This is a genomic window from Stackebrandtia soli (assembly GCF_965137155.1).
GTDB classification, from domain to species: domain Bacteria; phylum Actinomycetota; class Actinomycetes; order Mycobacteriales; family Micromonosporaceae; genus Stackebrandtia; species Stackebrandtia soli.
In genome coordinates this window covers 94412-118885 of record NZ_CBCRZX010000009.1, presented here as the reverse complement: position 1 = coordinate 118885, position 24474 = coordinate 94412, and the positions used below count along the sequence as shown (strand labels likewise).

Genomic DNA, 24474 nt, shown 5'->3' with positions numbered 1-24474 from the left:
TTCGACCCGCGTGTCGCCGCGCCTCCACACACGACATCGCGCCGCGATCGCAAGGGATCGCGGCGCGGAGGTACGTCGATCGTCAGGTGCTCGTGGACCGGGGCGTCGTGTCCGTTCCGAAGAGGACGTCCTCCCACGCGGGAAGCCGGTTGCGTGGTTTCGTCGCGGTCGCGGCGACGGGGATCTTGCCCTCATCGGGCTCGCCGTCGGAGACCGCGTCGTTGCGACGGGGTCGCAGGACCGCCAGCGACGGCACGCTCGGGGTGTCCTTCACGGGCTCGGACGGTTCCGAACCCGGAAGACCGAGGCCGTGAGCGGTCCGGTTGCGGGTCGGCTCGCCGAGCGGGCGTTCCAGGGCGGCGCGCAACGCGTCCCGCCGAAGCGGATCGGGGCGCGACTCCGTCGACGGCTCCGGTTTCGCGGGCCGCCGGTCGGGCGTCCGGTTGACGCCGTACAACGGGTCACGCGACGGCCGGGCCTGCGGGCTCGACGACCGGGCGTTCGACTCGGTGTCGTTCTTCAACGTCGTCGGCGCCGGTGTCGACAGGAACTGCGACATCTCGTCGTGCGGCGTCACCGACTGACGGGAACGGTCCAGTTCCCACACGGCCTGCGCCGTCGATTTACCGCTCGTCCACGTCGCGGTGACCCGCCACGTGCCGTCGTCTCGGCGCCACGCGTCCCACGAGACCGAGGCCGCGTCGACACCGTGCTGGGCAAGCTTCATGTCGACGACCTCGGACATGCGGGCGCCCCTGTCGGAGGTCGCCAACCGGGCCCGCCGTGCCGCCTGGGCGAGCATCGCCCGCTCCTGCAACACGGGGCCGGCGTACCGCAGCACCTTGTCGACCTGGACACCCGCGCCGCGAGCGATGTCCTCCGCGGACTCACCCGAACGGATCCGGGTCTGGATGTCACGCGGGGACAGGCTCACGCTCGGCTGGCGTGGTTCCGCCGGAGAGGTGGATTCCTTGGCGGCGTTCTCGCCGCGCACCGCCGAATTGACACGTTCGTCCAACGGAAGGCCGAGAAGGCGCCCCAACTCATCGGCCAGGACGAGGGCCTGGCCGTCCTCGGACAGGGCGACGAAGCGTACCGGTCGCATTCCACGCACCCCTTTACGTGCTCGGCTGTACTTCGCGACGAACGGCCGCTGACGCTCCCACCAGCCCCACAAGGCGAACCGGTCGCGGTGAAACCACTCGACACTCTGCTCCACGGTACATGCACTTGCCACATTCGTGCGGGTTCGTTCCACATCAACCACCCGCCCACCGCCAGGTTGTGACCGGTTGACGGATCGATGCCTCGCCCCGAAGAGGTAGATTTGCGGGGTGCCATTGATACCGGACCGGCCGTCCCCCCGGCCGATCGACCTTCCCATGACGCCGCTCGCGATCGGCGGCACGCTGCTGTGGGCGATAGCCGCCGTGATCATGTGGATCAATATGGACACTTTGGACGCGACGGGTCGATCGTGGTGGTTCGACTGCGCGATCTACGGCGCCGCCCTCGGCGTTCCGGGCACGACGGTGATGATCCTGCACGACCGCAAACGCCGCCGTGACCCCGACGCCCACCAGGACTGACCGGTTTCATCCGATCGGGCGACCCGCGCTCAGGCGGGCCGGTTCCGATCGAAGATCATCCGCAACCCCTCCAGGGTCAACATCGGCTCGTGATGCGTGATCGTCGCCGCCTCTCCGATGATCACCGGCGCGAGACCGCCCGTCGCGATGACGGCCGCGACCTCCCCGCCGAGCTCGGTGATGATCCGACTGACGAGCCCGTCGATCTGGCCCGCGAACCCGTAGATTATGCCCGACTGGAGACACTCGACGGTGTTCTTGCCGATGACGTTGCGCGGTTTGACCGGTTCGACCTTCTGCAACTGCGCGGCCCGGGACGCGAGGGCGTCGATCGATATCTCGATGCCCGGCGCGAACGCGCCCCCGAGGAACTCGCCCTTCTCCGAGATGACGTCAACGTTCGTCGATGTTCCGAAGTCGACGATGATGGTGGGTCCGCCGTACATCTGGTACGCGGCGTGCGTGTTGACGATGCGGTCCGCGCCGACCTCGCGGGGGTTGTCGATCGCGAGCTGGACACCGGTGCGGATGCCCGGCGCGACGAGGACCGTCGGCAGCTTCGCGTAGTAGCGCGACAGCATCGTGCGCAGTTCCCGCAGCGCCTGGGGCACGGTCGAGGCGACACTGATGCCGGTCAGCTGGACGTTGTCCGCCGCGAGGAGGCCCTTGAACTTCAGCGCCATCTCGTCGGCGGTCGCTCGCGAGTCGGTCTTGATCCGCCAACTGTGGACGAGCGTCTCACCGTCGAAGGTGGCCAACACGGTGTTGGTGTTGCCGATGTCGACGCACAGCAGCATCGTTGTCTGCCTTTCTCTCGCTACCGAGGGGTTGGCCCCTCTGTCGTCTCTGTCATTCCGAGGGGCGATCGGCCCGCCGCGTTCAGTCCTCGCCCGACCAAGCGGAATCTACTGTGTATCTCGGCCGCCGGTCACGGCACGCGGATGTCGAGCGCGATGTCGAGGATCGGCGAGGAGTGGGTCAGGGCTCCCGCCGAGATGAAGTCGACACCGGTCTCGGCGACGGCGCGGGCCGTCTCCAGGGTGATGTTGCCGGTCGCCTCCAGCTCGGCCCGGCCGCCCACGGCCGCGACGACCTCGCGCAGCACCGGCGGCGGCATGTTGTCCAGGAGCAGGAAGTCCGCCCCCGCCTCGACCGCTTCGATCGCCTCGGCGGGGGTGTCCGCCTCGACCTGGATCGTCACGTCCGGGAAGGCGGCCCGGACAGCCCGGTAGGCGGCGCTCACCGAACCGGCGGCGTACTTGTGGTTGTCCTTGATCATCGCCACGTCGTACAGGCCCATGCGCTTGTTCTCGCCGCCGGCGGCACGCACGGCGTACTTGTCGAGGGCGCGCAGCCCCGGCATCGTCTTGCGGGTGTCGAGGATCGTCGTCTTCGTACCGGCCAGCACGTCGACGAAGCGGCGCGTGTGCGTGGCGACGCCGCTGGCACGCGACAGCAGGTTGAGCATCGTGCGTTCCGCCATGAGCAGGAAACGGACTCCGCCGCCGATCGTGGCGAGGCGGTCGCCCGCGCGGACGGTGGCGCCGTCCTCGACGAGCGCCTCGAACGACCAGGCGGGCTCGTCCGGGTGGATCGCCGCGAGGACGGACCGAGCGACCGGAAGTCCCGCGACGACACCGTCCTCGCGGGCGACGATGTCGGCGGTCGCCGTCGTCATCGCGTCGAAGATCGCCTGGCTGGTGACGTCCCGACGGTCGACGCCGAGGTCCTCGTCGAGGGCGGCGGCGATGATCCGGTCGATGGCGGCCGGGTCGGGCGCGAGCACGACTGCGCGATTCACGGACACGATCGTCTCCTTAGAAGCGTGAGTATGGGTGGACGCTCGACGGGAACACGACTCCGGCCGACGCGTGTCGGCGCGGTGGGTGTTCGGCCCCGCGCGTCACTCGTGGGTCGGTCCCGCGCGGCGGCGGGCGCGACAGGACGGTCGCCGCGTCGGCGACGTCTCGTCCGATCGGCGCCGTCACAGGGCTTCCCACGTGTGGCGCAGTGTCCCGTCGTCGTCGATGGACGCGAGCAGGTGCCCGCGCCACGCGTCGTCGGCGTCGGGGTGGTCCTCGCGCCAGTGGCAGCCGCGCGTCTCGGTGCGCAGGGCCGCCGCGCCGGTGAGGGTCGCGGCGATCGTCAGGAGGTTCGTCGCCTCCCAGCTCGCGACTCGTGGACGCTCACTGAGCGAGGAACCGAGCTCCGTCAACGTCGCGGCGGTCTCGGCGAGGGAGTCCGCGCCGCGCAGGACGCCCGCGCCGCGGCTCATCGAGCGGCGCAGTCGCTCGCTTCCGGTCGTCGAGACGGCGAGACTGTGATCGTCTCCGCCGCCGACGACGACCGGCTCGGCCTGTTTCGGCAGGTCCGCCGTGATCTCCGCGGCGATGCGCCGAGCGAACACGAGACCTTCCAGCAGCGAGTTCGACGCGAGCCGATTCGCTCCGTGGACGCCGGTGCAGGCGACCTCGCCGCAGGCGTACAAGCCCGGCAACGATGTCTGACCGTTGAGGTCGGTTCGGACGCCGCCGGACGCGTAGTGCGCCGCCGGGGCGACCGGGATCAGGGCCGTCACCGGGTCGATCCCCGCGTCGCGGCAGGACGCCACGATCGTCGGGAACCGCGACAGCAGCGTGGCCTCGCCGAGGTGTCGCGCGTCGAGCCACACGCAGTCGGTGTCCTCACGGCGCATCACCGTCGTCGCGGCCTTCGCCACGATGTCGCGCGGCGCCAGCTCGGCGAGCTCGTGCACGTCGGTCATGAACCGACGGCCGACACCGTCCACAAGGTAGGCACCCTCGCCCCGCAGGGCCTCGGAGATCAGGGGCTGCCGATCGCGTTCGCCCGGCAGGTACAGGGCCGTCGGGTGGAACTGCACGAACTCGACGTCGGTGACGATCGCGCCCGCCCGCAACGCCGCCGCCACTCCATCCCCTGTGGATACTGAGGGGTTAGTCGTGGACGCGAAGATCTGGCCCATGCCGCCGGTCGCGAGCACGACGGCCCGCGCCTCGACACCGCCGACACCGTCCTCACGACCCTCGCCGAGCACGTGCAGACTCACGCCACAAACCCGACCCGTCCTGTCCCGCAACAGATCCAGCACCAAAGCGTGCTCGATCATGCGAATCCACGGGTCCCGACGCACCGCCTCGTGCAACGCCCGTTGCACCTCGGCGCCCGTCGCGTCGCCACCCGCGTGCACGATCCGGTTCGCCCGATGCCCGCCCTCGCGGGTCAACATCAGGCTCCCGTCCGCGTGCCGGTCGAAGGCCGCGCCCGTGTGGATCAACTCCCGGACGCGCTCGGGGCCCTCGGTCACCATGACGTCGACGGCCCGCTCGTCGCACAGCCCGACACCCGCGATCATCGTGTCCCGCGCGTGCGCGGCGGGCGTGTCGAGCGGATCGAGCACCGCCGCGATCCCACCCTGCGCCCACCGGGTCGAACCATCGTCGATGTTGACCTTCGTCACGACGGTGACGTGCAGGCCCGCCTCCCGCAGGTACAGAGCCGTCGTCAACCCCGCGACACCGGACCCGATGACACAGACGTCCGTCGTCTCCGTCCAACTCGGGTCGGCCGCCGCCAGCCGACGGGACAGACGCGGCAAGGTCACCGGAGCGGCCTGCCGCGCGGCGGGCGGCGTCATGACACGCTGGCCCGAATGAACGCCGCCAGGTCCGCGGACTGCGCCAACCGCGACGGCTCGTGCAGGTACATCATGTGACCCGACTCGTAGTACTTGAACTCGATGTTGGACGCCAACGACGCCGGAACCCGCAGTTGCGCCATCGTGTGCTCCGCCGCGAAGTGCGGCGTGCCGCCGTCGTAGTAACCGCACGCGACATGAACGCGCAGGTGCGGATTCGCCCGCATCGCCGCCGCGAGCTTGTCCGAGACCAGCACGAAGGTGTTCTCGAACTCCGAATAGGACCACGGGTGCACCGACCGGGACAACACCTCGTACGGCAGGTCGCTCGAGTAACCCAGCTCCGCACGGACATAGTGGTTGAGCGCGGCCGCGTACGGGCCGAGGATCGCGTTGAGGAACGGATCCGACGAGAAGCGCTCGCGGCCGTAGTCGACGTCGTGACCGGTGAACCGGCCGTCGAGGCGGCCCACCACCAGGCCCTGATGCCGCAGCAACTGCGTGTAGTACCGGATGTGCTCCAGTCGCATGTCGACCGAGTCGACGTACTCCTCCGACACGCCCGTCAACGCCGCGACCTTCGCGACGATCTCCGCGCGCTCCTGCGTGGACAGTCGATTGCCGCGCGCCAGCGCCCACGGGTACCGGTCGGCCGCGAACTCCTCCGCCTCGTCCAGGACGTCCCGAAGTGGACGGTCACCGTGCAGGCCGTGGTAGTGCGCAATCGCCGCGTACGTCGGCAGGAACAGGCTGTACGGCAGGTCGTTCGTCGGGGTGAAGTCGATGGTCGCGAAGTCGAGGACCGGCGAGATCAGCATGACGCCGTTGAGGTACATGCTGTACCGCGTCTGGAGGTAGTCGGCGAGGGCCGCCGCGCGGGTCGTCCCGTAGGACTCGCCGGCGAGGAACTTCGGCGACATCCAGCGATTGTTCCGGGTCGTCCACAGTCGAATGACTTCGGCGACGGATTCGACGTCGCCGGTGAACCCGTGGAACGGCTTCGCCTTCTCGCCGTCGACGGCACGCGAGTAGCCGGTCGAGACCGGGTCGATGAAGACGAGGTCGCTGTGCCGCAGCAGGGTCTCCTCGTTGTCGACGAGACCGTACGGCGGGGCGGCCATCGCGCCGACGTCACCGGAGACGACGCGGCGAGGTCCGAGCACGCCCAGGTGCAGCCAGACGCTCGACGACCCGGGGCCGCCGTTGAACGCGAAGGTGACGGGACGCCGGGCGTGCTCCGTCCCTTCGAGCACATAGGACGTTATGGAGAGTTCGGCCTTGGGCTTGTGGCCGTCGGAGGTGTCGTCGGTGAACACCTCCTGGCGCAGGACGATTCGTCCGGAGGTCGCGGTGTAGCGCAGGTCGCCGACGGTGTGGTACGTCTCGACGAGGGCGTCGACCGGTTCGGACGACTTCGCGTCAGAGGAGGTCGCGGCAGGCTGGTCGGTCATAACCGCCGACCCTATGCCACCGACACGCCGCCCGCTACCGCCGTGACGGCGGCGGGCACGGCCAGCGGTGACGGCACCGGATCGCCCGCCATGCCGTCGACGGCGCCGGACGGGTCCTCGCCCAGCTCGATGATGGTGTTGTCGGCGTCGACGTGCACGATTCGCGGCGCGAACTCGCGGGCCTCTCGATCGTCCATCGCCGCATAGGAGATGAGGATCACGAGGTCGTTCGGGTGGATGAGGTGCGCTGCGGCACCGTTGATGCCGATGACGCCGCTGCCGCGTTCCCCGGCGATGACGTAGGTCTCGAGCCGGGCGCCGTTGGTGATGTCGACGATGGCGACCTGTTCGCCGGGCAGCAGGTCGGCGGCGTCCATCAAGTCCTGGTCGACGGTGACGGAGCCGACGTAGTGCAGGTCGGCCTGTGTCACGGTGGCGCGGTGGATCTTGGACTTGAGCATGGTCCTAAACATCGTTCTCTCCCACATGGACGGGGGCGTTGTCGATCAGACGGGTGGTCCCGACGACGGCGGCGATGAGCAGCCGCGCCGGGCCGGACGTGGGCGCGTCACCGAGGTCCAGGGCGCGCACGGTGAGGTAGTCGAGGCGGAGGCCGTCGGTCGCGTCGAGGACCGCTCGGGCCGCGCCCAACGGGTCGGCGGAGCGCTGTGCGGCGTCGATGGCGCGCGGTATCGCGAGGGCGTCGTCGTAGCGGCCGGCCTCGGTCAGGTAGACGTTGCGGCTGGACCGGGCGAGGCCGTTGTCGTCGCGGACGGTCGGCACGCCGATGATCTCGACGTCGAGGTTCAGTTCGTCGACGAGCCGCCGAACGAGCGCCAGCTGCTGGTAGTCCTTCTCACCGAAGCAGGCGAAGTCGGGCTTGACGAGGCCGAACAGTTTCGCCACGACGGTGAGGACGCCGGTGAAGAAGCCGGGCCGGGACGCGCCTTCGAGGATGTCGCCGAGCGGTCCCGGGTCGACGTGGATCTGTTGTGGGGCCGGGTACATCTCGTCGACGGACGGCGCGAACACGATCGCGGCGCCCGCCTCGGCGCACAGGGCTACGTCCGCGTCGAGGTCGCGCGGGTACGTCTCGAAGTCCTCGTTCGGCCCGAACTGGAGCGGGTTGACGAAGACCGACACGACGAGGTGGTCGGCGCGGTCGAGCGCGGCTCGCATGTTGTGCGTATGTCCATCATGGAGCGATCCCATGGTGGGGACGAAGCCGACGGTTCCGGCGAGCCGGGCCCGGGCGGTGGCGAGGTCCGCGATCGTGGTGACGACCTGCGGTGGCGTGTTCATCGGTTGCCTCCTCGAACGCGGTGGGCGAGCGCGCCGAGCAGCGGCTCGGCGGTGTCGGCGGGCAGCCGACCGGAGTCGATGGCGCGGTCGGCGGTGCGCCGCGCCATCGCGATGTAGGGGGCGACGGTGTCGGGGGCGTCGTCGCGGAGCGCGCGCAGATGGGCGGAGACGGTGCCCGCGTCGCCTCGGGCGACGGGGCCGGTGAGGGCGGCGTCGCCGAGCCGGAGGGCGTTGTCGAGGGCCGCCGACAGCAGGGGCGCGATCATGCGCTGCGGGTTTTCGACGCCCGCGGCGGCGAGCTGGTCGATCGCGTCTCCGATGAGCGTGTTGAGGTGATTGGCTCCGTGGCACAGGGCCGCGTGGTACAGCGGGCGTTTCGCCTCGTCGACGAACTCGGGTTCGCCGCCCATCTCGATGACGAGGGCGGCCGCGATGGGGCGGAACTCCTCGGCGGCGGTGACGGCAAAGGTGACGCCGGAGAGTCGGTCGACGTCTTCGGGTCGGCCCGTGAACGTCATCGCCGGGTGGATCGCCATCGTCGCTGCGCCGAGTTCGGCCGCGGGGGCGAGGACGTCCGCGCCGTGGCCGCCGCTGACGTGCGCGATGAGTTGGCCGGCTCGCAGGTGGCCGCCGCTCGCGAGGCCGCGGACCAGGTCGGCGATCTCGTCGTCTGGGACGGCGAGGAGGAGGAGCGACGCGGCGTGGGCCACTTCGTCGGCGGGGAGGATCGCGGCGTCGGGGATGAAGCGGGCCGCCCGGTCGCGGGACGCGCGGGAGACGGCGGTGGTCGCGATGACGCGATGGCCGGCCGTGGAGAGGGCCGCGCCCAGGACGGAACCGACACGGCCGGCGGAAATCACGCCGACGTCGAGTCGGGACGCGTCGCGGGTCGGGCGGTGGTCGGGCGTCATTGCCATGGTCGTGGATCCAGTCCTCGCAGGTGGGTACCGGTCTACTCAAAACGATAGGGGCCGTCGAGGTTGCCCACAACGCGGGATTTGTCACATCGGCGCCCCGGACCCGTCATCATGCGGACACATTCGCCGAATCGGGCGTGATCCCCATGCGCCGCACGGGTCGCACGCGGCACGGCGCCCCACTCCCATCGAGTCCACACAGGATTTTCCACAACCGGCCCGTTGTCCACAGGGCGCCGGGCGACGATTTGACGCTCGGGCGTGGGCTCCGGCTAGGCTCGAGGCCAACTGGGGAGGAGGTTGGAGGCCCCCGGGGAACGCGTCCGCTGAGTTCGGTCTGGCGTGGAACCCCAATCGTCACCTGTGCCACACCCCGACGCGGTACCCGTACCACTCCTCCAACAGAGCCGGGGCCCGCGCATCACCGCAGCGGACGGCGTCCCGGACACGTGCGCACGCCGATCCGGGACCGGGCAAGGGAAACGCCATGCGGCGACTCTGGCGACCGTCCGCTACCGATGAGCCGCAACGAAACCCGTGTGGCCGGCTCAGTGGGCGGTCTCTCCCTCCACCCGATCCAGCCAGTCGCCGATCAGCCGCCCGAACAGATCGGGCTGCTCGATCTGGAGATTGTGACCGGCCGCGTCGAGGATCGCGAAGGTCGCACGCGGGTAGTGCTCCAGCAGTCGATACACGTCCGCGTAGCCGGTGACGTGGTCCTGCCGACCCGTCAGGACGACGCTCGGGCGATCGAACACGCCCGTCTCCGGCCGGGTCGTCAACTCCCAGCCGCGCGCGGCGACGCGCGCGAGCGTCCGCAGATCCGCGACCCGCAGACCCGACACGATCTCGTCCCGGAACCGCCGTGCCGTCTCGGGTGTCCGGACCACCGCCATGTCCAGGTAGTCCGCGACGTCCCGCTGGTCCAGACCCGCCGTCGCGGCCGGGTCCTCCCGGACGACGCGACGATCCGGCAGTGTCCGCCGTTCCCGCACCGCCTCGATCCCCACTGGACAGATCAACGCCAACCCGAGCACCTGTTCCGGTCGCCGGTGCGCGATCGCCCGACTCAGATACCCGCCGTACGACTCCCCGACCAGCAGGAACGACTCACCGGAGAGGCGGGTGTCGATGAATTCCTCGACGGCCGCGAGCACGTCGTCGGAGCTGCCGACGCCGTCGCCCGGTGACGCGCCCATCCCCGGCAGGTCCGGGTACAGGCGCCGATAACCGGGCCGATCCGCGAAAACCGGTTCGAGGCAACCCGTCATGAGTCGGTGGTCCGGCGTCCACCCGTGAATCGCCAGCACCGGAACGCCCTCGCCGTGTTCGGCGTAATGCAGTGTCGTCACGAGCCGGGATCGTAGCCCCCGGCACCGACGATCCGTCGTCCGGCGAAGCCGACGCCAGCAGCTCCGACACGTCCGTGACCGCCGTGACCGCCGCAGGTCGGCTCAACGTCACCGACACGACCACCGACAGCGCTTCCGCGAGCTCCTCCAGGACCTGAAGAGTCGGAACGACCGCGCCCGCCTCCACGGTCACGATCGTCGGACGGGGCATCCCCGTCCGATCCGCGAGTTCCGCGATCGACCAGCCCCTCAACCGGCGAAGCCGCCGCACCTGCGCACCGATCTCCATCGCCAGACGCGCGGCCCGGAACTCCGCGACCCGACCCGTCCGATCGGGATCCCGCTGCCGAACCGTCCGCCACGTGTCATCCGCCCCCATCACGCGACGCTATATCAGTGACGGATTTACATCCATCCGCAATGGATCGTGTGGAGTCGGCACTGGAAGCACGGGCGCAAATTCAGTAAGGTCACATCCGTACCGAAGGAGGAACAATGAGCCGCGAGGACGAGATCCAACTGGTCCGGCAGATCGTCAGCCGCAGCGACGAATCCCACGAGGCGGTCATCGAACGGCTCGGAGGCGAACGGACGCACACGATCCTGCGGGCCGCGCTGCGCGTCGCGGTCGCGTTCCAGTTCCCGCCGGGAACACCACCCGAGATGACCCGCAAGTTCGCCGTGTACGCGAAGGGCCGCTTCCGTCACGCCGACGCCAAAGTGGACGTCTCCGCGTTGGAGGCGGTGCTCAAGGCCGCCCAGAACGGCGGCGAGCCCAGCGAGGTCCACTCCCCCGACACCCTGCTGTCCATGATGTTCCTCGCGACCTACGCGATCATGAGCCGTGCCCGGCTCAACCGCAAGGCGCTCGAGAACTACGTCGAACACGTGCTCATTCAGGCGGGCCCGCCCGCCGACGCGTACACGGCGTAAAAGGCGACGGTCGGCGGCGCGCCGCTCGTCAGTTCGCGGCGACGGGTCCGTCGACGGCGTTCTCGTTGGCGATGACGAGCACCGCCATGTCGTCGCGCGGGTCCTCGCTGGAGTACTGGGCGACGGCGCTGCGCAGCCGCGCGGCGATCGCGCCCGCCGGGAAACCCGCCATCGGACGGAGGCTCCGGCAGATGTTGGAGTGCCCGAACAGCTGTGATCCGTTGCGTCGCTCGGTGACGCCGTCGGTGTAGAACACGAGGGCGTCACCTGGATCGAGCGTGACCGTGGCGGGGTTGATCGCGAGGCTCGGCAGGAGCCCGACTGCGGTCCCCTCCCGTCCGACGTACTCGCAACGCCCGTCAGCGCGCAGGAGCAAGGGCTTCTCGTGACCCGACAGGAACAGTTCGACGTCGACGCGGCCGTCGTCTCGTTGATCGACGCGGGCGGTCGCGACGGTCGCGTACCGACCTTCGTCGGGCTGTTCCAGCAGGGTGTGGTTGAGGAGTTCGAGCGTCCGGCCGACGGGACGCTCGTCGCGAGCCATCACCCGAAGGATGTCGCGGACGAGGCCGGTCAGCGCGGCGGCCTGTGCGCCCTTGCCGCAGACGTCGCCGATGGACGCGCTGTATCGACCCTTGGAGAGCTCGACGACGTCGTAGAAGTCGCCGCCGACATCGGTTCCGGTCGACGCGGGCACGTACTCGGCGGCGAAGCCGAGACCGTGGGCCTTCGGCAGCGCCGACGGCAGCAGCGCGTTCTGGAACGCCTGGGCGATCTGCTGGCGGTCGGAGTGGATGCGGGCGTTGTCGATGGCGAGGGCGGCGCGACGCGCGGCGTCCTGCAGGACCGTGAGGTCGTCCGGCGAGTGTGGACGGTCACCGGGACGTCCGATGGACAGCGCGCCGAGGACGCCTCCGCGCGCGATGAGCGGCAGCAGGACCCCTTCCACCGGTTTCGGCAGGGGCACGGGGCCCCCGACGGCGCGGGCCTCCTCGAGACGTTCGGACACCGGATAGTCGCCGATGCGCTGTTTGAGGCGCGGAAGGGTGCCCTCGTCGGCGTGCGAGAGGGCCGAGAGTTCGAGCTCGTCCCATTCGTTGACGACGTGGATCGCGCACCATTGCCCGAGGCGGGGCACCATGATCTGCGGGATCAGCGCCATCGTCAGGTCGACGTCGAGGGACTGGGCGAGGAGTTCGCCGGCCTCGGCGAGGAAGTGGAGCCAGCCGCGTCGGCGCCGGTCGGTCGAGGTGACCCGATCGGTCTCGATGACGAGGGCGATCCGGTCGGCGGACAGGGCGGCCAGCGAGTTCCAGTGCCGAGGCGCGGGCGCGTCGGGGTGCAGTTCGATGCGGCCCGAGTGCGGACGGTTGACCGGCAGCGGAACGATGACGGGCGCGTGCGGGGAGTCGGTTCCGTACCGGGCGAGCCGCATCTCGCCCTGGCCGTCGCCGGTGTCGAGCCAGACGGTGCCCCCGGACGCGCCGACGACTTCGCACAGGCGCAGCAGCATCTCCGAGACGAGTTGCGACATCGTGAGCCGTTGTCGGAGTTCGTCTCCGATGTGGATGAGCCAGGAGACGCGCTCGGCGGCGCGGGCGGTCGCCTCGACGTCGTCATCGGCGACACTGCCGTTGACGGGGATCGACTCGTCCCGCAACGACGCCTTTGTGGCGACTGTGGACGATTCCCGGTTGTCGAGGCGGAACCAGACGCCCTTGCCCGTGGAGTCGTGGCTCGTGCCCCACGAGGACGCGAACTGGTCGACGAGGAGCAGTCCACGGCCGTGCTCGGCCATCTCGTCGGGGGGTGTGAGGGTGGTCGGCTCTATCGGTCCACTGGCATAGTCGGTTACCGTTACTGTGACCCCGGAGTCATCGGCTGCGACATCGACATCGATGTCGGTGCCGGCGTGAATGACACCGTTCGTGGCGAGCTCGGTGGTGAGAAGCAATGCCTCGTCCATGAGGTCGGTGAGTCCTACCTCGGCGAGCACTTCCCGCACCACCGCGCGAGCAGCGGCGGGTGACCGGTGGTTGGCCGGAAGACGAAGCCTCCTACGTGCGCGAACAGACACACCTAGCAGTCTCTCTCACCGCCGCAAACCGCGTGCGGGGGAGGTGACATCGAATACTTAAAGTAATCGTGTCCACGCATGCGGTTATATGACGATTGGGGAACGAGGTCACCCATGACAGCCACCCAGACCGCCCAAGCGGAGCACTCGCTCCTGGAATCGCTCGCGGAAGCGCTGGGCCGCATGGAAAGTGGGGACTTCACCGTCCGTCTTCCACGCGGTGAGGGCCTCGCCGGCGAAGTCGTGGACCGATTCAACGCGGTCGCGGAGCGCTCCGACCGGCACACCCGGGAACTGAAGCTGATCAACCGCGTCGTCGGCCGGGAGGGCCGCCTCACGGAACGCCTCGACGTCGAGCACCTCGACGGGGCGTGGCAGGAGGGCGCGCAGGCGGTCAACCAGCTCCTCGACGAGGTCGTTCGGCCGACGTCGGAGATCGCGCGCGTCATCAACGCCGTCGCCGAGGGCGACCTGACGCAGCGGGCGCGGTTGGAGATCGACGGGCGTCCGCTGCTGGGCGAGTTCTACGACGTCGGCGCGACCGTCAACCGCATGGTGGCGTTGCTCGAGTCGTTCGCCGACGAGGTGACGCGCGTCGCGCGCGAGGTCGGCACCGACGGGAAACTCGGCGGTCAGGCCGACGTCCAGGGTGTGTCGGGCCGGTGGCGGGGCCTCACCGATTCGGTGAACACGATGGCGTCGAACCTGACGAACCAGGTGCGGTCGATCGCGAAGGTGACGAACGCGATCGCCGCCGGTGACCTCAGTCAGTCCGTTGACGTCGACGCGAAAGGCGAGGTCGCGGAGCTCGCCGAGACGATCAACTCGTTGACGCGCACGCTTCAGGTGTTCGCCGGGGAGGTCACCCGCGTCGCCCGCGAGGTCGGCACCGACGGAAAGCTCGGCGGCCAAGCGGACGTCCCCGGTGTGTCGGGAACGTGGAAGGACCTGACCGAATCGGTCAACATGATGGCGTCGAACCTGACGGACCAGGTCCGAAACATCGCGCAGGTCGCGACGGCGGTGGCGCAGGGCGACCTGTCGCAGAAGATCTCGGTGACGGCGCAGGGCGAGATCCTGGAGCTGAAACAGACGCTCAATACGATGGTCGACCAGCTGTCGGCGTTCGCCGGTGAGGTCACCCGCGTCGCCCGCGAGGTCGGTACCGAGGGCCGACTCGGCGGTCAGGCCCAGGTGTACGGCGTCGCGGGAACATGGCGGGACCTGACGGAGAACGTCAACCAGTTGGCCCGCAACCTGACCGACCAGGTGCGTGGGATCGCGCAGGTCACGAAGGCCGTCGTCCAGGGCGACCTGTCGCAGAAGATCACCGTCGACGCGCAGGGCGAGGTCGCGGCCCTGAAGAACACCGTCAACACGATGGTCGACCAGCTGTCGTCCTTCGGTGACGAGGTGACGCGGCTCGCCCGCGAGGTCGGCATGCAGGGTCGTCTCGGCGGTCAGGCGAACGTCCGCGGGGTCTCCGGCATCTGGAAGGACCTGACCGACAACGTCAACCTGATGGCGTTCAACCTGACCGAGCAGGTCCGCAACATCTACTCGGTGGCTACGGCCGTCGCCGACGGCGACCTGTCCCAGAAGATCACCGTCGACGCCTCCGGTGAGGTCCTCGAACTCAAACAGACCATGAACACGATGGTGGATCAGCTTTCCCGGTTCGCCGACGAGGTCACCCGCGTCGCCCGCGAGGTCGGCACCGACGGAAAGCTCGGCGGCCAGGCGGTGGTCCGGGACGCCTCCGGCATCTGGGCCGACCTGACGGAGAACGTCAACTCGATGGCCTCGAACCTGACCGCTCAGGTCCGCAACATCTCCGCCGTCGCGACCGCCGTCGTCGAGGGCGACCTCGGTCAGAAGATCACCGTCGACGCCCAAGGCGAGATCCTCCAACTGAAGAACACCGTCAACACGATGGTCGACCAGCTGTCGGCGTTCGCCGGGGAGGTCACCCGCGTCGCCAGGGAGGTCGGCACCGAAGGCCGACTCGGCGGTCAGGCCGACGTCCGGGGCGTCTCCGGGACGTGGCGCGACTTGACCGACAACGTCAACTCGATGGCGTCGAACCTGACCAACCAGGTCCGCAACATCGCGCAGGTCACGAAGGCCGTCCACCAGGGCGACCTGTCCCAGAAGATCACCGTCGACGCGCAGGGCGAGATCCTGGAGTTGAAGGACACCGTCAACACGATGGTGGACCAGCTGTCCCGGTTCGCCGACGAGGTCACCCGCGTCGCCCGCGAGGTCGGCACCGAGGGCAAGCTCGGCGGCCAGGCCGACGTCCGCGGCGTGTCCGGCACGTGGCGGGCGCTGACCGACAACGTCAACAAGCTCGCGACGACCCTGACGAACCAGCTGCGGTCGATCGCCGAGGTCGCCGACGCCGTCGCCCGAGGCGACCTGACGCAGTCGATCGACGTCGAGGCGATGGGCGAGGTCGCGGACCTGCGCGAGAGCATCAACCAGATGATCGCCGCGCTGCGCGAGACGACGACGAAGAACGCCGACCAGGACTGGATGAACTCCAACCTCGCCCGCGTCTCCGGTCTGCTCCAGGGACAGCGCGACATGAGCGAGGTCTGCCGGATGATCATGACCGAGGTGACCCCTCTCGTGGAGGCGCAGACCGGCACCTTCTTCACCAAGGAGACCAAAGAGGACGGAACGGAGCGCTTCGTCCTGTCGGGCTTCTACGGCTACGCCCCGCCGCTCGAGCACGTCATGTACGCGCCCGGTGAGGGCCTCGTCGGGCAGGCGGCGGCGAGCCGACGGCCGATCCGCGTCTCCGACATCCCGGACGGCTATCTGACGATCCGCTCCGGCCTCGGCGAGGCGACGCCCGCCGACCTCATCATCCTGCCGATCCAGTTCGAGGGCGAGCAGCTCGGCGTCATCGAGTTCGCGTCGTTCCACCGCTTCTCGCACCTGCACATCTCGTTCCTGGAGCGACTCGTCGCCAACATCGGGACGACGCTCAACAACATCGTCGCCAACGGCCGCACCGAGGCGCTGTTGACCGAGTCGCGGCGCCTCACGAACGACCTTCAGGAACAGTCGAACGAACTCCAGCGCGCGAACGAGGAGCTCGAGGAGAAGGCCCGGCAGCTGTCGGAGCAGAACCGCGAGATCGAGATCAAGAACCGCGACGTGGAGACCGCTCGGATCGGTCTGGAGGAGAAGGCCGAACAGCTCGCCCAGGCGTCGCGGTACAAGAGCGAGTTCCTCGCCAACATCAGCCATGAGCTGCGCACCCCGCTGAACTCGCTGTTGTTGCTGGCGCGGCTGCTCGCCGAGAACACGGAGCAGAACCTGACGACGAAGCAGATCGACTTCGCCAAAACCATCCACAGTGCCGGATCGGATCTGTTGCGGCTCATCGACGACATCCTCGACCTGTCGAAGATCGAGGCGGGACGCATGGACGTCGACCCGCACCCGGTGGCCTTCGACGAGCTCGCCGGGCACGCGGAGCAGACGTTCCGCACCCAGGCGGAGGAGAAGAGCCTCGAGTTCGTCGTGCAGACGGCCGCCGACCTGCCCGAGACCTTCATGACGGACTCGCAGAAGCTCCAGCAGGTCCTGCGGAACCTCCTGTCGAACGCGGTCAAGTTCACCAGCGAGGGCAGCGTCACGCTGAACATCGCCAAGGCGAACCCGGACATGGTGTTCGGCATCAACACCCTCGACAACGCGCCGGTCGTCTACAGCTTCTCCGTCACCGACACCGGGATCGGCGTCTCCGACGACAAGCTCGCGTTGATCTTCGAGCCCTTCCAGCAGGCCGACGGCGGTACGAGCCGCAAGTACGGCGGCACCGGCCTCGGACTGTCGATCAGCCGGTCCTACGCGGAGCTGCTCGGCGGGACGATCACCGCCGACACCCGGCCCGGTGTCGGTTCGACGTTCACGCTGTACGTCCCGGAGACGACCGAACCGTCGACCACGGGCCCGTCGCTCGACACCCTCGAACTCCCGACGGTCGACGACGTCGACGACGACATCTGGGCGAACCGGCCGATCCTTCGACCCGTGCCGCCCGTCGAGTCCGACATCGAACCGCGCAAGGCCGAGGCCCTCGACGGAGTGACCGTCCTGATCATCGACGACGACGTCCGCAACGTCTTCGCGTTGACGGCGGCCCTCGAGATGCACGGCATCGGGGTCCTGTACGCGGAGAACGGCTCCGACGGCATCGCCCGGCTCACCGAGGCCGAGACCGTCGACATCGTCCTCATGGACTCGATGATGCCCAATATGGATGGGAACGAGACGACGCGGGCGATCCGGCGCATCCCCCGTTTCGAGCATCTCCCGATCGTCTTCCTGAGCGCCAAAGCGATGGACGCCGACCGCGACGCGAGTTTCGAGGCCGGTGCCACCGCGTACCTGACGAAGCCCGTCGACATTGACGAACTGCTCAACATGATGGCCTACTGGATCACGAGCGGTCACGACAACACGAACGCCATCGGCGAGGAGGAAGAGGCATGAGTTCACCACGTCAGGCGAAGGTCCTGCTCGTGGACGACCGGCGCGAGAACCTGGTGGCGCTGGAGGCGATTCTGCAGGGCCTGCAGGTGTCATCGGTCGCGGTGACGTCCGGCGAAGGCGCCCTGAAGAAGCTCCTGACCGAGGAGTTCGCCGTCATCCTGCTCGACGCCCAGATGCCGGGCATGGACGGTTTCGAGACCGCGACCGCGATCAAACAGCGCGAACGGACCCGGCACACGCCGATCATCTTCCTCACCGCCGCCGAAGGCGACTCGCAGATGGCGTTCCGCGGCTACGCGGCCGGCGCCGTCGACTTCATCACCAAACCGTTCGACCCGTGGGCGCTGCGGGCGAAGGTCATGATCTTTGTGGACCTGTGGGATCACAAGGAGAAGCTCAACGTCGAGGCCGCCCGCCTGCGCGCCGTCGAGCAGGAACGCGACAGATTGCGCACGCTGGCGTCGCGCGCGTCGCGTGTCCTTCGCGAGGGGACCGGGGACCGCCCGCCACAGCACGTCGCCACCGCGCTGGACCTGTTGGCGGAGGCCGACAACGACGACTAGGAACGGCGATCGTGTGTCGAGGGTCACCCGGCGGCGGCGGCCCGACGGCACGCGGTCGTAGCGCAACCTTCCCAATGGGTAAATCGTTTAGCACGCCTGTCGGCTACCCTTGGGCTTGTGACACGCCCGGATTTGGACATCTCCGTGCGTCACGAATCGGACAGAGCGGTCGTGACGTTGACAGGTGAACTCGACATCGGCACCGCGCCACGCCTGACCGCGGCCGTCGAGAAGGCACTCGAGGCGAAGCCGGTGCGGGTGGTGCTCGACATGTCCGCCGTCAGCTTCTGCGACTCGCAGGGCCTCGGCACGCTCGTCGTGCTCAACCGCGCGGCGACGCGCGCCCGCTCCGTTCTCGTCCTCGGTGACGTGACCGAGTTCCTCGACCGCCTACTGCACGTGACGGGCCTGCATCAGGCGTTCACCATCGGACCCGTCAACGGCGACGGCACGACCTGAGCCGAGCGGCCCCGCCTCGTCCCGCTCGCCTGCGGCCCAACGGTTTCGACTCAAACCAACCATGTTCTTCAATGTTTGCCCAGCGTGGTCGTCAGCACGATGCCCGTCGTCGACCGACCCCGGGGGGCGATTCGGCGCGGGCGAACCGCACCAGCCATGCTGAACCGCATGACTGGGTACAGGCGATTGGTCGGGGTGATCGTGGGCGGCGTGGCGCTCGTCGCCGCCGGGATCGCTTTCATCACAACGGGTGACGACGAACCCACGCCCCCGCCCGTCATGTCCCCACTGTGGAACTTCTCCGAGGCTCCCGACACACCGTCCTCCGCGCTCGGGGTGAACGACGTCGTCATCGCCGACAACACGCGCAGCCACACCGTGCACGACGCGGCCAGCGGAGAGGAACTCTGGTCGACAGACGCGCCGCTGCGCGACGTCTGGATCGCCGAAGAGGTGATCGTCGGCATCGACGAGACGAGCGAGCCCGACGACTTCCGGGCCGTCGTCGCCGACCTGCACACGGGCGAGCCGCGATTCACGATCGAGACGACCGAACGCGGCCGCCCCTACGATCTCTGGGTCACCGGCGGCATCCTCATCGTCCTGTTGACGATCGACGTCGACGGGAAGCACACCGAGCAGACCCTGGACGGCGTCGACCTCGCGACGGGCGAGACGCTGTGGAGCACTCCCGTGGCGGTCGACGAACGGCACGTCATCGCCGTGTCCGGCGCGATCGACCCCGACACGGACGACCCCGACCCCGAGGCCCAGATCGCCGACTCCGCCGCCGTCTTCCTCGACGCGACCGTCGACGCGAAGGGCAGAACCACGACGGCGACCGTGCGCGACGGCCTCACCGGCGAACCGGTGCGCGACGTCCCGTCCCCGGGCGACACCGCCGCCGCCTTCGGCCAGGACCTGATGGTCACGGCCTACGGCACCCTGATCACGTCCGTCTACGGCGAGATCGGCGAGTGCCCCAACGCCCTGTACGCCTTCGGTATCGGCCACGACGAGACGGCCGTGACGCCGTTGCCGCCGCCCGTCGACGACTCGGGCGTCTGCTCCGCGATGTACCTGGACGGGGACCGGCTGGCCGCGCGCGACCCACAGGGGCACCCCACCGTCTACGACCTGACGAGCGGCGAAGCCCTGTGGCAGGCGTCGATCGACGGAACGGTCTGGGGTCTGACCGGCGACACGGTGCTGTTCGACGACGGCACCACCCTGCGCGCCGTGGACCTGATCACCAAGATCGCGCTGTGGACGATCGAGGTCGTCCCGGTGTCCGTGCTCGTCGCCGACAATGTCGCCATCGTCAGTGGACTGTCAGAGGTCACGACGGTGAGTCTGACGACCGGGAAGACCCGATGGGTGCTGCCCGACGCCCGCGCGCTCACGCCATTGCCGAACGCGGTCCTCGCGCAGGTGTCGACACCGAATCGCACGTACCTCGCGGTCGTCCCGCTCGAAGAGTGATCGTTCGGCCTTGCGTCCCACGGCGACAATCGCCGGATGACACGGAAAGCGGGAATCAGCGGGGCCCTGGCGATCCTGGTGGTCGTCATCGTCATCGGGTATCTCGTCGTTGACCAGGGCGGAGCGGATGGCTCTCCCCCTGTCGCCGAACCGTTGTGGGAGCGAGGGGCCTCGCCGTTCGACACGTTCCAAACCGGTCGCGGCGTGCTGTTGCGCCTGCCGAACGACCCCGACGCCGAACACTCCGGCGAGCTGATCGACATCGAGTCCGGCGACACCCTGTGGACGGTCGACTCCGAGTCCACCGGTCTCACCTTGACGGGAGACCTGCTCCTCACCGAGCAGGCCGAGACGGTCACCGCCTTCGACGCCGTCTCCGGCGACGAACGGTTCAGGGTCGAGGAGGACGCCCACACCGTCGAGCGGTGGTACACGGCGGAGAACCGCCTGGTGGTCACCACCTCCGACTCCACGAAGAACGGTCGACTCGAACTCGCCGCGTACGAGCTCGACACCGGCGAGCGACTGTGGCGGCGCGACACGTCCGTCCTCGAGAGCCGGGCACTGGTCGTTCCCTCGACGGGCGGGGCGCTGTTCACCGTGGCGGGACATGGGAGAGGTCCGCGCGGGGAACCGATCTCCACGTGGGAGGTCACCGAGTTCGACCCCGCGACCGGCGACGAAGTCGGCGACGTGCCGCCACCGGACGGGTTCGATCCGGAGGCCGTCCGCTCGAGTCAGGACATCACGGCCGTCGGTTCGGTGGTCGTGTTCCCGGTGTACGACAACGAGAACCGGTGCCCGGTCGCGGCGCACGTCTGGGATTCCGCGACGAGACGCGCCACGACCTTGACAGTGGACACACCGGCCGCCTCGGACTGTCCGGGCTCGCACGTCGACGGGACCCGGTTGGCGACCGTCGCCGCGAACGGCCACCCGGTCGTGTACGACGTGACGACGGGTCGGCTCGTCTGGGAGTCATCGGTTCCCGGAACGATCGGCGGATTCGTCGACGGCGTCCTTCACCTCGATGACGACGACGGCGGGTGGCTCGTCGACTTCGAGACCGATCGCCGATTCGACACCGGGGAGCCGATGGTGGCTCTCGCGGCGGGCGTCGACGACGTCATCGTGTTGACGACCCACGAGCGGGTCAAGGCACTCGATCGGGCCACGGGGGACACCCGTTGGCAGTCTCCGGGCCGGGCCGTCGCCGTCGTCGGCGGGGTCGTTCTCGTGGTGACCGACGATGGTCCGACCCGGTTGTCCGCCGTACCCGTCTAGACCGTCGCCGTGCTCTCCGCTTGGTTGGTTAAACGTCTCGCTTGGTTGGTTAAACGTCTCGCTTGGTTGGGCAAATGTTCGAATTAGGCGCGTTTTCGCAATTTGCCCAACCAAGCGGAACTTTTGCCCAACCAAGCGGAGTTCGGGGTGGACGGTTGCGCGGCGCGAGTCGACCCGAGGTGACCAGCGGGTGGGACTCTCGGTGGTCGATTCGCGTTTCGCCTGTTAGCCTTCTGCCCATGCGCTCGCTACTGCTCACCAAGCGGCGCGCGATCGACTTCTGCCTGATCGCCGCGTCCCTGTGTCGTCCTTAACCGGCGACCTTTCAGCGCGCGCGGATTCGCCCACAGTGGCGGTTCATCTCCGTCGGTGATCCTCGAATCGGTACCGGCCTTCGGCCGTCCGACGAGCGTACCCACCGATTATCCACAGTGATCACCCGCGGGTGGCGCGCGGTCACGGTCGCCCTTGGCATTCCCATTCCCATTGCCCAACGGCACCATTTCCAAGGAGCAACCCGCATGAGCCGTGACACCGTTCTGGTCTCGCCCGCCTGGGCAGAGTCCAACATAGACGCCGACGGCGTCGTCTTCGTCGAGGTCGACGAGGACACCGCCGCCTACGACACGGGACACATTCGAGGCGCCGTCAAACTCGACTGGCGCACCGACCTGCAAGACCCGGTCCGACGCGACTTCGTCGACGCCGAGCAGTTCTCGAAACTACTGTCGGAGCGCGGCATCTCGCGCGATGACACCGTCGTCCTCTACGGAGGCAACAACAACTGGTTCGCCGCGTACGCGTACTGGTACTTCAAGCTGTACGGCCACACCGATGTGCGACTGCTCGACGGCGGCCGCAAGAAGTGGGAACTCGACGCGCGCGAGCTCACCACGGACGCCCCGAACCGACCCACGACGTCCTATGTGGCATCCGCTCAGGATCTGTCGATCCGGGCGTTCCGCGACGACGTCCTCGACGCGATCGGCGCGGCCAACCTGGTCGACGTCCGCTCGCCAGACGAGTACGCGGGCCGTCTGCTCGCGCCGGCGCACCTGCCGCAGGAGCAGTCCCAGCGACCCGGCCACGTGCCCACCGCGATCAGCGTTCCGTGGAGCAAGGCGGCCAACGAGGACGGCACCTTCAAGTCCAATGAGGAACTGGCGACGCTGTACGGAGGCGCCGGGCTCGACACGTCCCGTCCCACGATCGCCTACTGCCGTATCGGCGAGCGCTCCTCGCACACCTGGTTCGTGCTGCGTGAGCTGCTCGGCCACACCGATGTCCGCAACTACGACGGTTCGTGGACCGAGTACGGCTCGCTCGTGGGCGTGCCGGTCGCGGTCGGCGACGAGCCCGGAAAGGCGGCCTGACATGACCGCGAATGTGACGACGACGGCGGCCGGTTGCGGCGCGCCCGCTCAGACGGGTTCGCTGCCCGCGTCGGTCGATCTGGCGACGGAGACGGTCGTGTCGGGGCGGGTCCTCGACGCCGCCGAGCGGCCCGTCGAGGGCGCGTACGTGCGCCTGCTGGACGCCTCGGGCGAGTTCACGGCCGAGGTCGTGACCGCCGACGGCGGGGTGTTCCGTTTTTTCGCGGCGCCGGGCGACTGGACGCTGCGGGCGCTGTCACGCTCGGGCGAGGCCACGGTCTCCGTCGGCGCGTCGGTCGGTCTCAATGACGTGACGGTGTCCGTGTCCCGCTGACCCGACACCACCACCACGACGAAGGCCCGGCGAGTGTGGGATGCCCGCCGGGCCTTAGTCGTGCGCGCGCCCGGCTTTCGCGACGACGCGCACGAGGTCAGCGGCGCGGGTCGGCGAGCTTCGGGCCGACGCGAGGAGGCTCCCGCATACGACCGGTATGCGGGAGCCTCCTCGAGTGGAACCGTGCGGGCGGGTCGCCCTCTAGTCCTTCTTGTCGAGATAGCTGTCGTCGACGTACTTGGACGGGTCGAAGTCCGAGATGTCCTTACCGGACACTTCGGCGCTGATCTTCGCGATGTTGACGAGCCCCTCCTCGTTGGTGGACAGGTCCGGCGAGAAGATCTCGTTGGAGTGGATGAAGTCGTACGCGGCCGTCGCGGCGGCGTCGTCCACGTCGGCGTACTCCTTGAGCACGCGCACCGACTCGTCCTTGTTGGCCGCGTCGGCGAAGAACTTCGCGGCGTCGGCGAGCCCCTGTGTGAAGCCGGTCGCGGCCTCGGGGTTCTCCTTGGCCCACGGGCCGTTGACGATCGACGGCGTCTCCAGCCAGAACTCGTCGTACCAGCCGAGCATCGTCGCGCCCGATTCCTCGGCGAGCGTGTCGAACGGCGGGATCAGGAGGGCGCCCTGCACCTGCTCGTTCTCCATCGCGACGACGCGGTCGCTCGAGTTGGCGATGGCGACCGGCGTCAGGCTCTCCGGGTCGACGCCCGCCTGCTGGAGCATGTAGACCATCAGCTCGTAGGTGCCGCCTTCGACGGCGCCCGCGGTGACCTGCGCGCCTTCGAGGTCGGAGATCTCGTCGACGCCGGGAGCGCCGTACAGACGCAGCGCCGCCTTCTGGAGCAGCGTTCCGGTGATCGCGATGTCGGCGCCTTCGTCGACGGCCTTGATCACGTTGTCGCCCAAGGCGATGCCGGCGTCGGCGGAGCCCGACGCGACGGCCTGCACGAGGGCTCCTGAGTTCTGGACCTGGATGTCCTCCACGGTGATCCCGTGGTCGGCGTAGAAGCCCTGGTCCTTGGCAATGGCGTGCAGCCATTGGAGCGATCCGGGGCCGAGCACCGCGACGCTGACCGTCTTGGTGTCGCCGCCGGTGTCGTCCGATCCGCACGCGGCCAACGGCAAGGCGAGTGTGGCCGCCAGCGCCGCGGTGAGTATTGTCCGTCGTTTCGTCATGTCGGTTCCTTGCGA

Annotated in this window: 20 protein-coding genes and 1 pseudogene; 9 read left to right on the top strand and 12 right to left on the bottom strand. The window is 68.7% G+C overall.

Annotated elements, in window-relative coordinates; genetic code table 11:
* Window positions 1-82: 82 nt before the first annotated feature.
* The gene (gene sepH / locus ACM9NP_RS08290) at window positions 83-1105 is read right to left on the bottom strand and encodes a septation protein SepH (protein ID WP_415646036.1); all 1023 of its coding nucleotides are present in this window, start codon (window positions 1103-1105) and stop codon (window positions 83-85) included.
* Window positions 1106-1334: 229 nt separating this feature from the next.
* Between sepH and ACM9NP_RS08285 the strand changes: the two genes are divergently transcribed.
* Window positions 1335-1589: a DUF2530 domain-containing protein gene (locus ACM9NP_RS08285; RefSeq protein ID WP_415646035.1), complete on the top strand. Its 255-nt coding sequence runs from the start codon at window positions 1335-1337 to the stop codon at window positions 1587-1589.
* 29 nt (window positions 1590-1618) lie between these two features.
* Here the strand turns inward: ACM9NP_RS08285 and ACM9NP_RS08280 are convergent, their stop codons facing one another.
* The 9 genes and pseudogenes from ACM9NP_RS08280 to ACM9NP_RS08240 all read right to left on the bottom strand — a co-directional run.
* Window positions 1619-2386, bottom strand: a complete 768-nt coding sequence (locus ACM9NP_RS08280) for a type III pantothenate kinase (protein WP_415646034.1) — start codon at window positions 2384-2386, stop codon at window positions 1619-1621.
* A 131-nt stretch (window positions 2387-2517) separates the two neighbouring features.
* The gene (gene nadC / locus ACM9NP_RS08275; protein ID WP_415646058.1) at window positions 2518-3390 is read right to left on the bottom strand and encodes a carboxylating nicotinate-nucleotide diphosphorylase; all 873 of its coding nucleotides are present in this window, start codon (window positions 3388-3390) and stop codon (window positions 2518-2520) included.
* A 183-nt stretch (window positions 3391-3573) separates the two neighbouring features.
* A complete protein-coding gene (locus ACM9NP_RS08270; RefSeq protein WP_415646033.1) occupies window positions 3574-5244 on the bottom strand; it encodes an L-aspartate oxidase in 1671 nt (556 codons plus the stop codon).
* Window positions 5241-6695, bottom strand: coding sequence for a S10 family peptidase (locus ACM9NP_RS08265; RefSeq protein ID WP_415646032.1), 1455 nt, complete (start codon window positions 6693-6695; stop codon window positions 5241-5243). The genes ACM9NP_RS08270 and ACM9NP_RS08265 overlap by 4 nt, the downstream gene beginning before the upstream one ends.
* A gap of 11 nt (window positions 6696-6706) precedes the next feature.
* Window positions 6707-7168, bottom strand: a complete 462-nt coding sequence (gene panD / locus ACM9NP_RS08260) for an aspartate 1-decarboxylase (RefSeq protein ID WP_415646031.1) — start codon at window positions 7166-7168, stop codon at window positions 6707-6709.
* Window positions 7161-7997, bottom strand: a complete 837-nt coding sequence (panC, locus tag ACM9NP_RS08255; RefSeq protein ID WP_415646030.1) for a pantoate--beta-alanine ligase — start codon at window positions 7995-7997, stop codon at window positions 7161-7163. Before panC ends, panD begins: the two co-directional genes overlap by 8 nt.
* Window positions 7994-8914 (bottom strand): Rossmann-like and DUF2520 domain-containing protein, encoded by a 921-nt coding sequence (locus ACM9NP_RS08250; protein WP_415646029.1) that lies wholly within the window; start codon window positions 8912-8914, stop codon window positions 7994-7996. The genes panC and ACM9NP_RS08250 overlap by 4 nt, the downstream gene beginning before the upstream one ends.
* A 548-nt stretch (window positions 8915-9462) precedes the next feature.
* Entirely contained in the window at window positions 9463-10266 is an 804-nt protein-coding gene (locus tag ACM9NP_RS08245; protein WP_415646028.1) for an alpha/beta fold hydrolase, read from the bottom strand.
* 133 nt (window positions 10267-10399) lie between these two features.
* A pseudogene (locus tag ACM9NP_RS08240) lies at window positions 10400-10555 on the bottom strand (helix-turn-helix domain-containing protein); the annotation flags it as partial.
* Between the two features lie 206 nt (window positions 10556-10761).
* Between ACM9NP_RS08240 and ACM9NP_RS08235 the strand changes: the two are divergent.
* Complete coding sequence (locus tag ACM9NP_RS08235; RefSeq protein ID WP_415646027.1) at window positions 10762-11199, top strand: hypothetical protein; 438 nt, start codon at window positions 10762-10764, stop codon at window positions 11197-11199.
* 28 nt (window positions 11200-11227) lie between these two features.
* Here the strand turns inward: ACM9NP_RS08235 and ACM9NP_RS08230 are convergent, their stop codons facing one another.
* Window positions 11228-13276 (bottom strand): SpoIIE family protein phosphatase, encoded by a 2049-nt coding sequence (locus tag ACM9NP_RS08230; protein ID WP_415646026.1) that lies wholly within the window; start codon window positions 13274-13276, stop codon window positions 11228-11230.
* Between the two features lie 114 nt (window positions 13277-13390).
* Here ACM9NP_RS08230 and ACM9NP_RS08225 point away from each other — a divergent pair, with 114 nt between their 5' ends.
* The 7 genes from ACM9NP_RS08225 (at window position 13391) to ACM9NP_RS08195 (ending at window position 23280) form a co-directional block, all read left to right on the top strand.
* Entirely contained in the window at window positions 13391-17785 is a 4395-nt protein-coding gene (locus ACM9NP_RS08225) for a hybrid sensor histidine kinase/response regulator (RefSeq protein ID WP_415646025.1), read from the top strand.
* Window positions 17782-18348, top strand: coding sequence for a response regulator (locus tag ACM9NP_RS08220; RefSeq protein ID WP_415646024.1), 567 nt, complete (start codon window positions 17782-17784; stop codon window positions 18346-18348). Before ACM9NP_RS08225 ends, ACM9NP_RS08220 begins: the two co-directional genes overlap by 4 nt.
* A gap of 117 nt (window positions 18349-18465) precedes the next feature.
* Window positions 18466-18807 (top strand): STAS domain-containing protein, encoded by a 342-nt coding sequence (locus tag ACM9NP_RS08215; RefSeq protein WP_415646023.1) that lies wholly within the window; start codon window positions 18466-18468, stop codon window positions 18805-18807.
* 168 nt (window positions 18808-18975) lie between these two features.
* Complete coding sequence (locus ACM9NP_RS08210) at window positions 18976-20289, top strand: outer membrane protein assembly factor BamB family protein (RefSeq protein WP_415646022.1); 1314 nt, start codon at window positions 18976-18978, stop codon at window positions 20287-20289.
* 36 nt (window positions 20290-20325) lie between these two features.
* Entirely contained in the window at window positions 20326-21573 is a 1248-nt protein-coding gene (locus ACM9NP_RS08205; protein ID WP_415646021.1) for an outer membrane protein assembly factor BamB family protein, read from the top strand.
* A gap of 521 nt (window positions 21574-22094) precedes the next feature.
* Complete coding sequence (locus ACM9NP_RS08200) at window positions 22095-22946, top strand: sulfurtransferase (protein WP_415646020.1); 852 nt, start codon at window positions 22095-22097, stop codon at window positions 22944-22946.
* Window position 22947: 1 nt separating this feature from the next.
* Window positions 22948-23280, top strand: coding sequence for a DUF1416 domain-containing protein (locus tag ACM9NP_RS08195; RefSeq protein ID WP_415646019.1), 333 nt, complete (start codon window positions 22948-22950; stop codon window positions 23278-23280).
* A 201-nt stretch (window positions 23281-23481) separates the two neighbouring features.
* On the opposite strand, the gene ACM9NP_RS08190 is transcribed toward ACM9NP_RS08195, so the two are convergent.
* The gene (locus ACM9NP_RS08190; RefSeq protein WP_415646018.1) at window positions 23482-24459 is read right to left on the bottom strand and encodes an ABC transporter substrate-binding protein; all 978 of its coding nucleotides are present in this window, start codon (window positions 24457-24459) and stop codon (window positions 23482-23484) included.
* Window positions 24460-24474 lie beyond the last annotated feature (15 nt).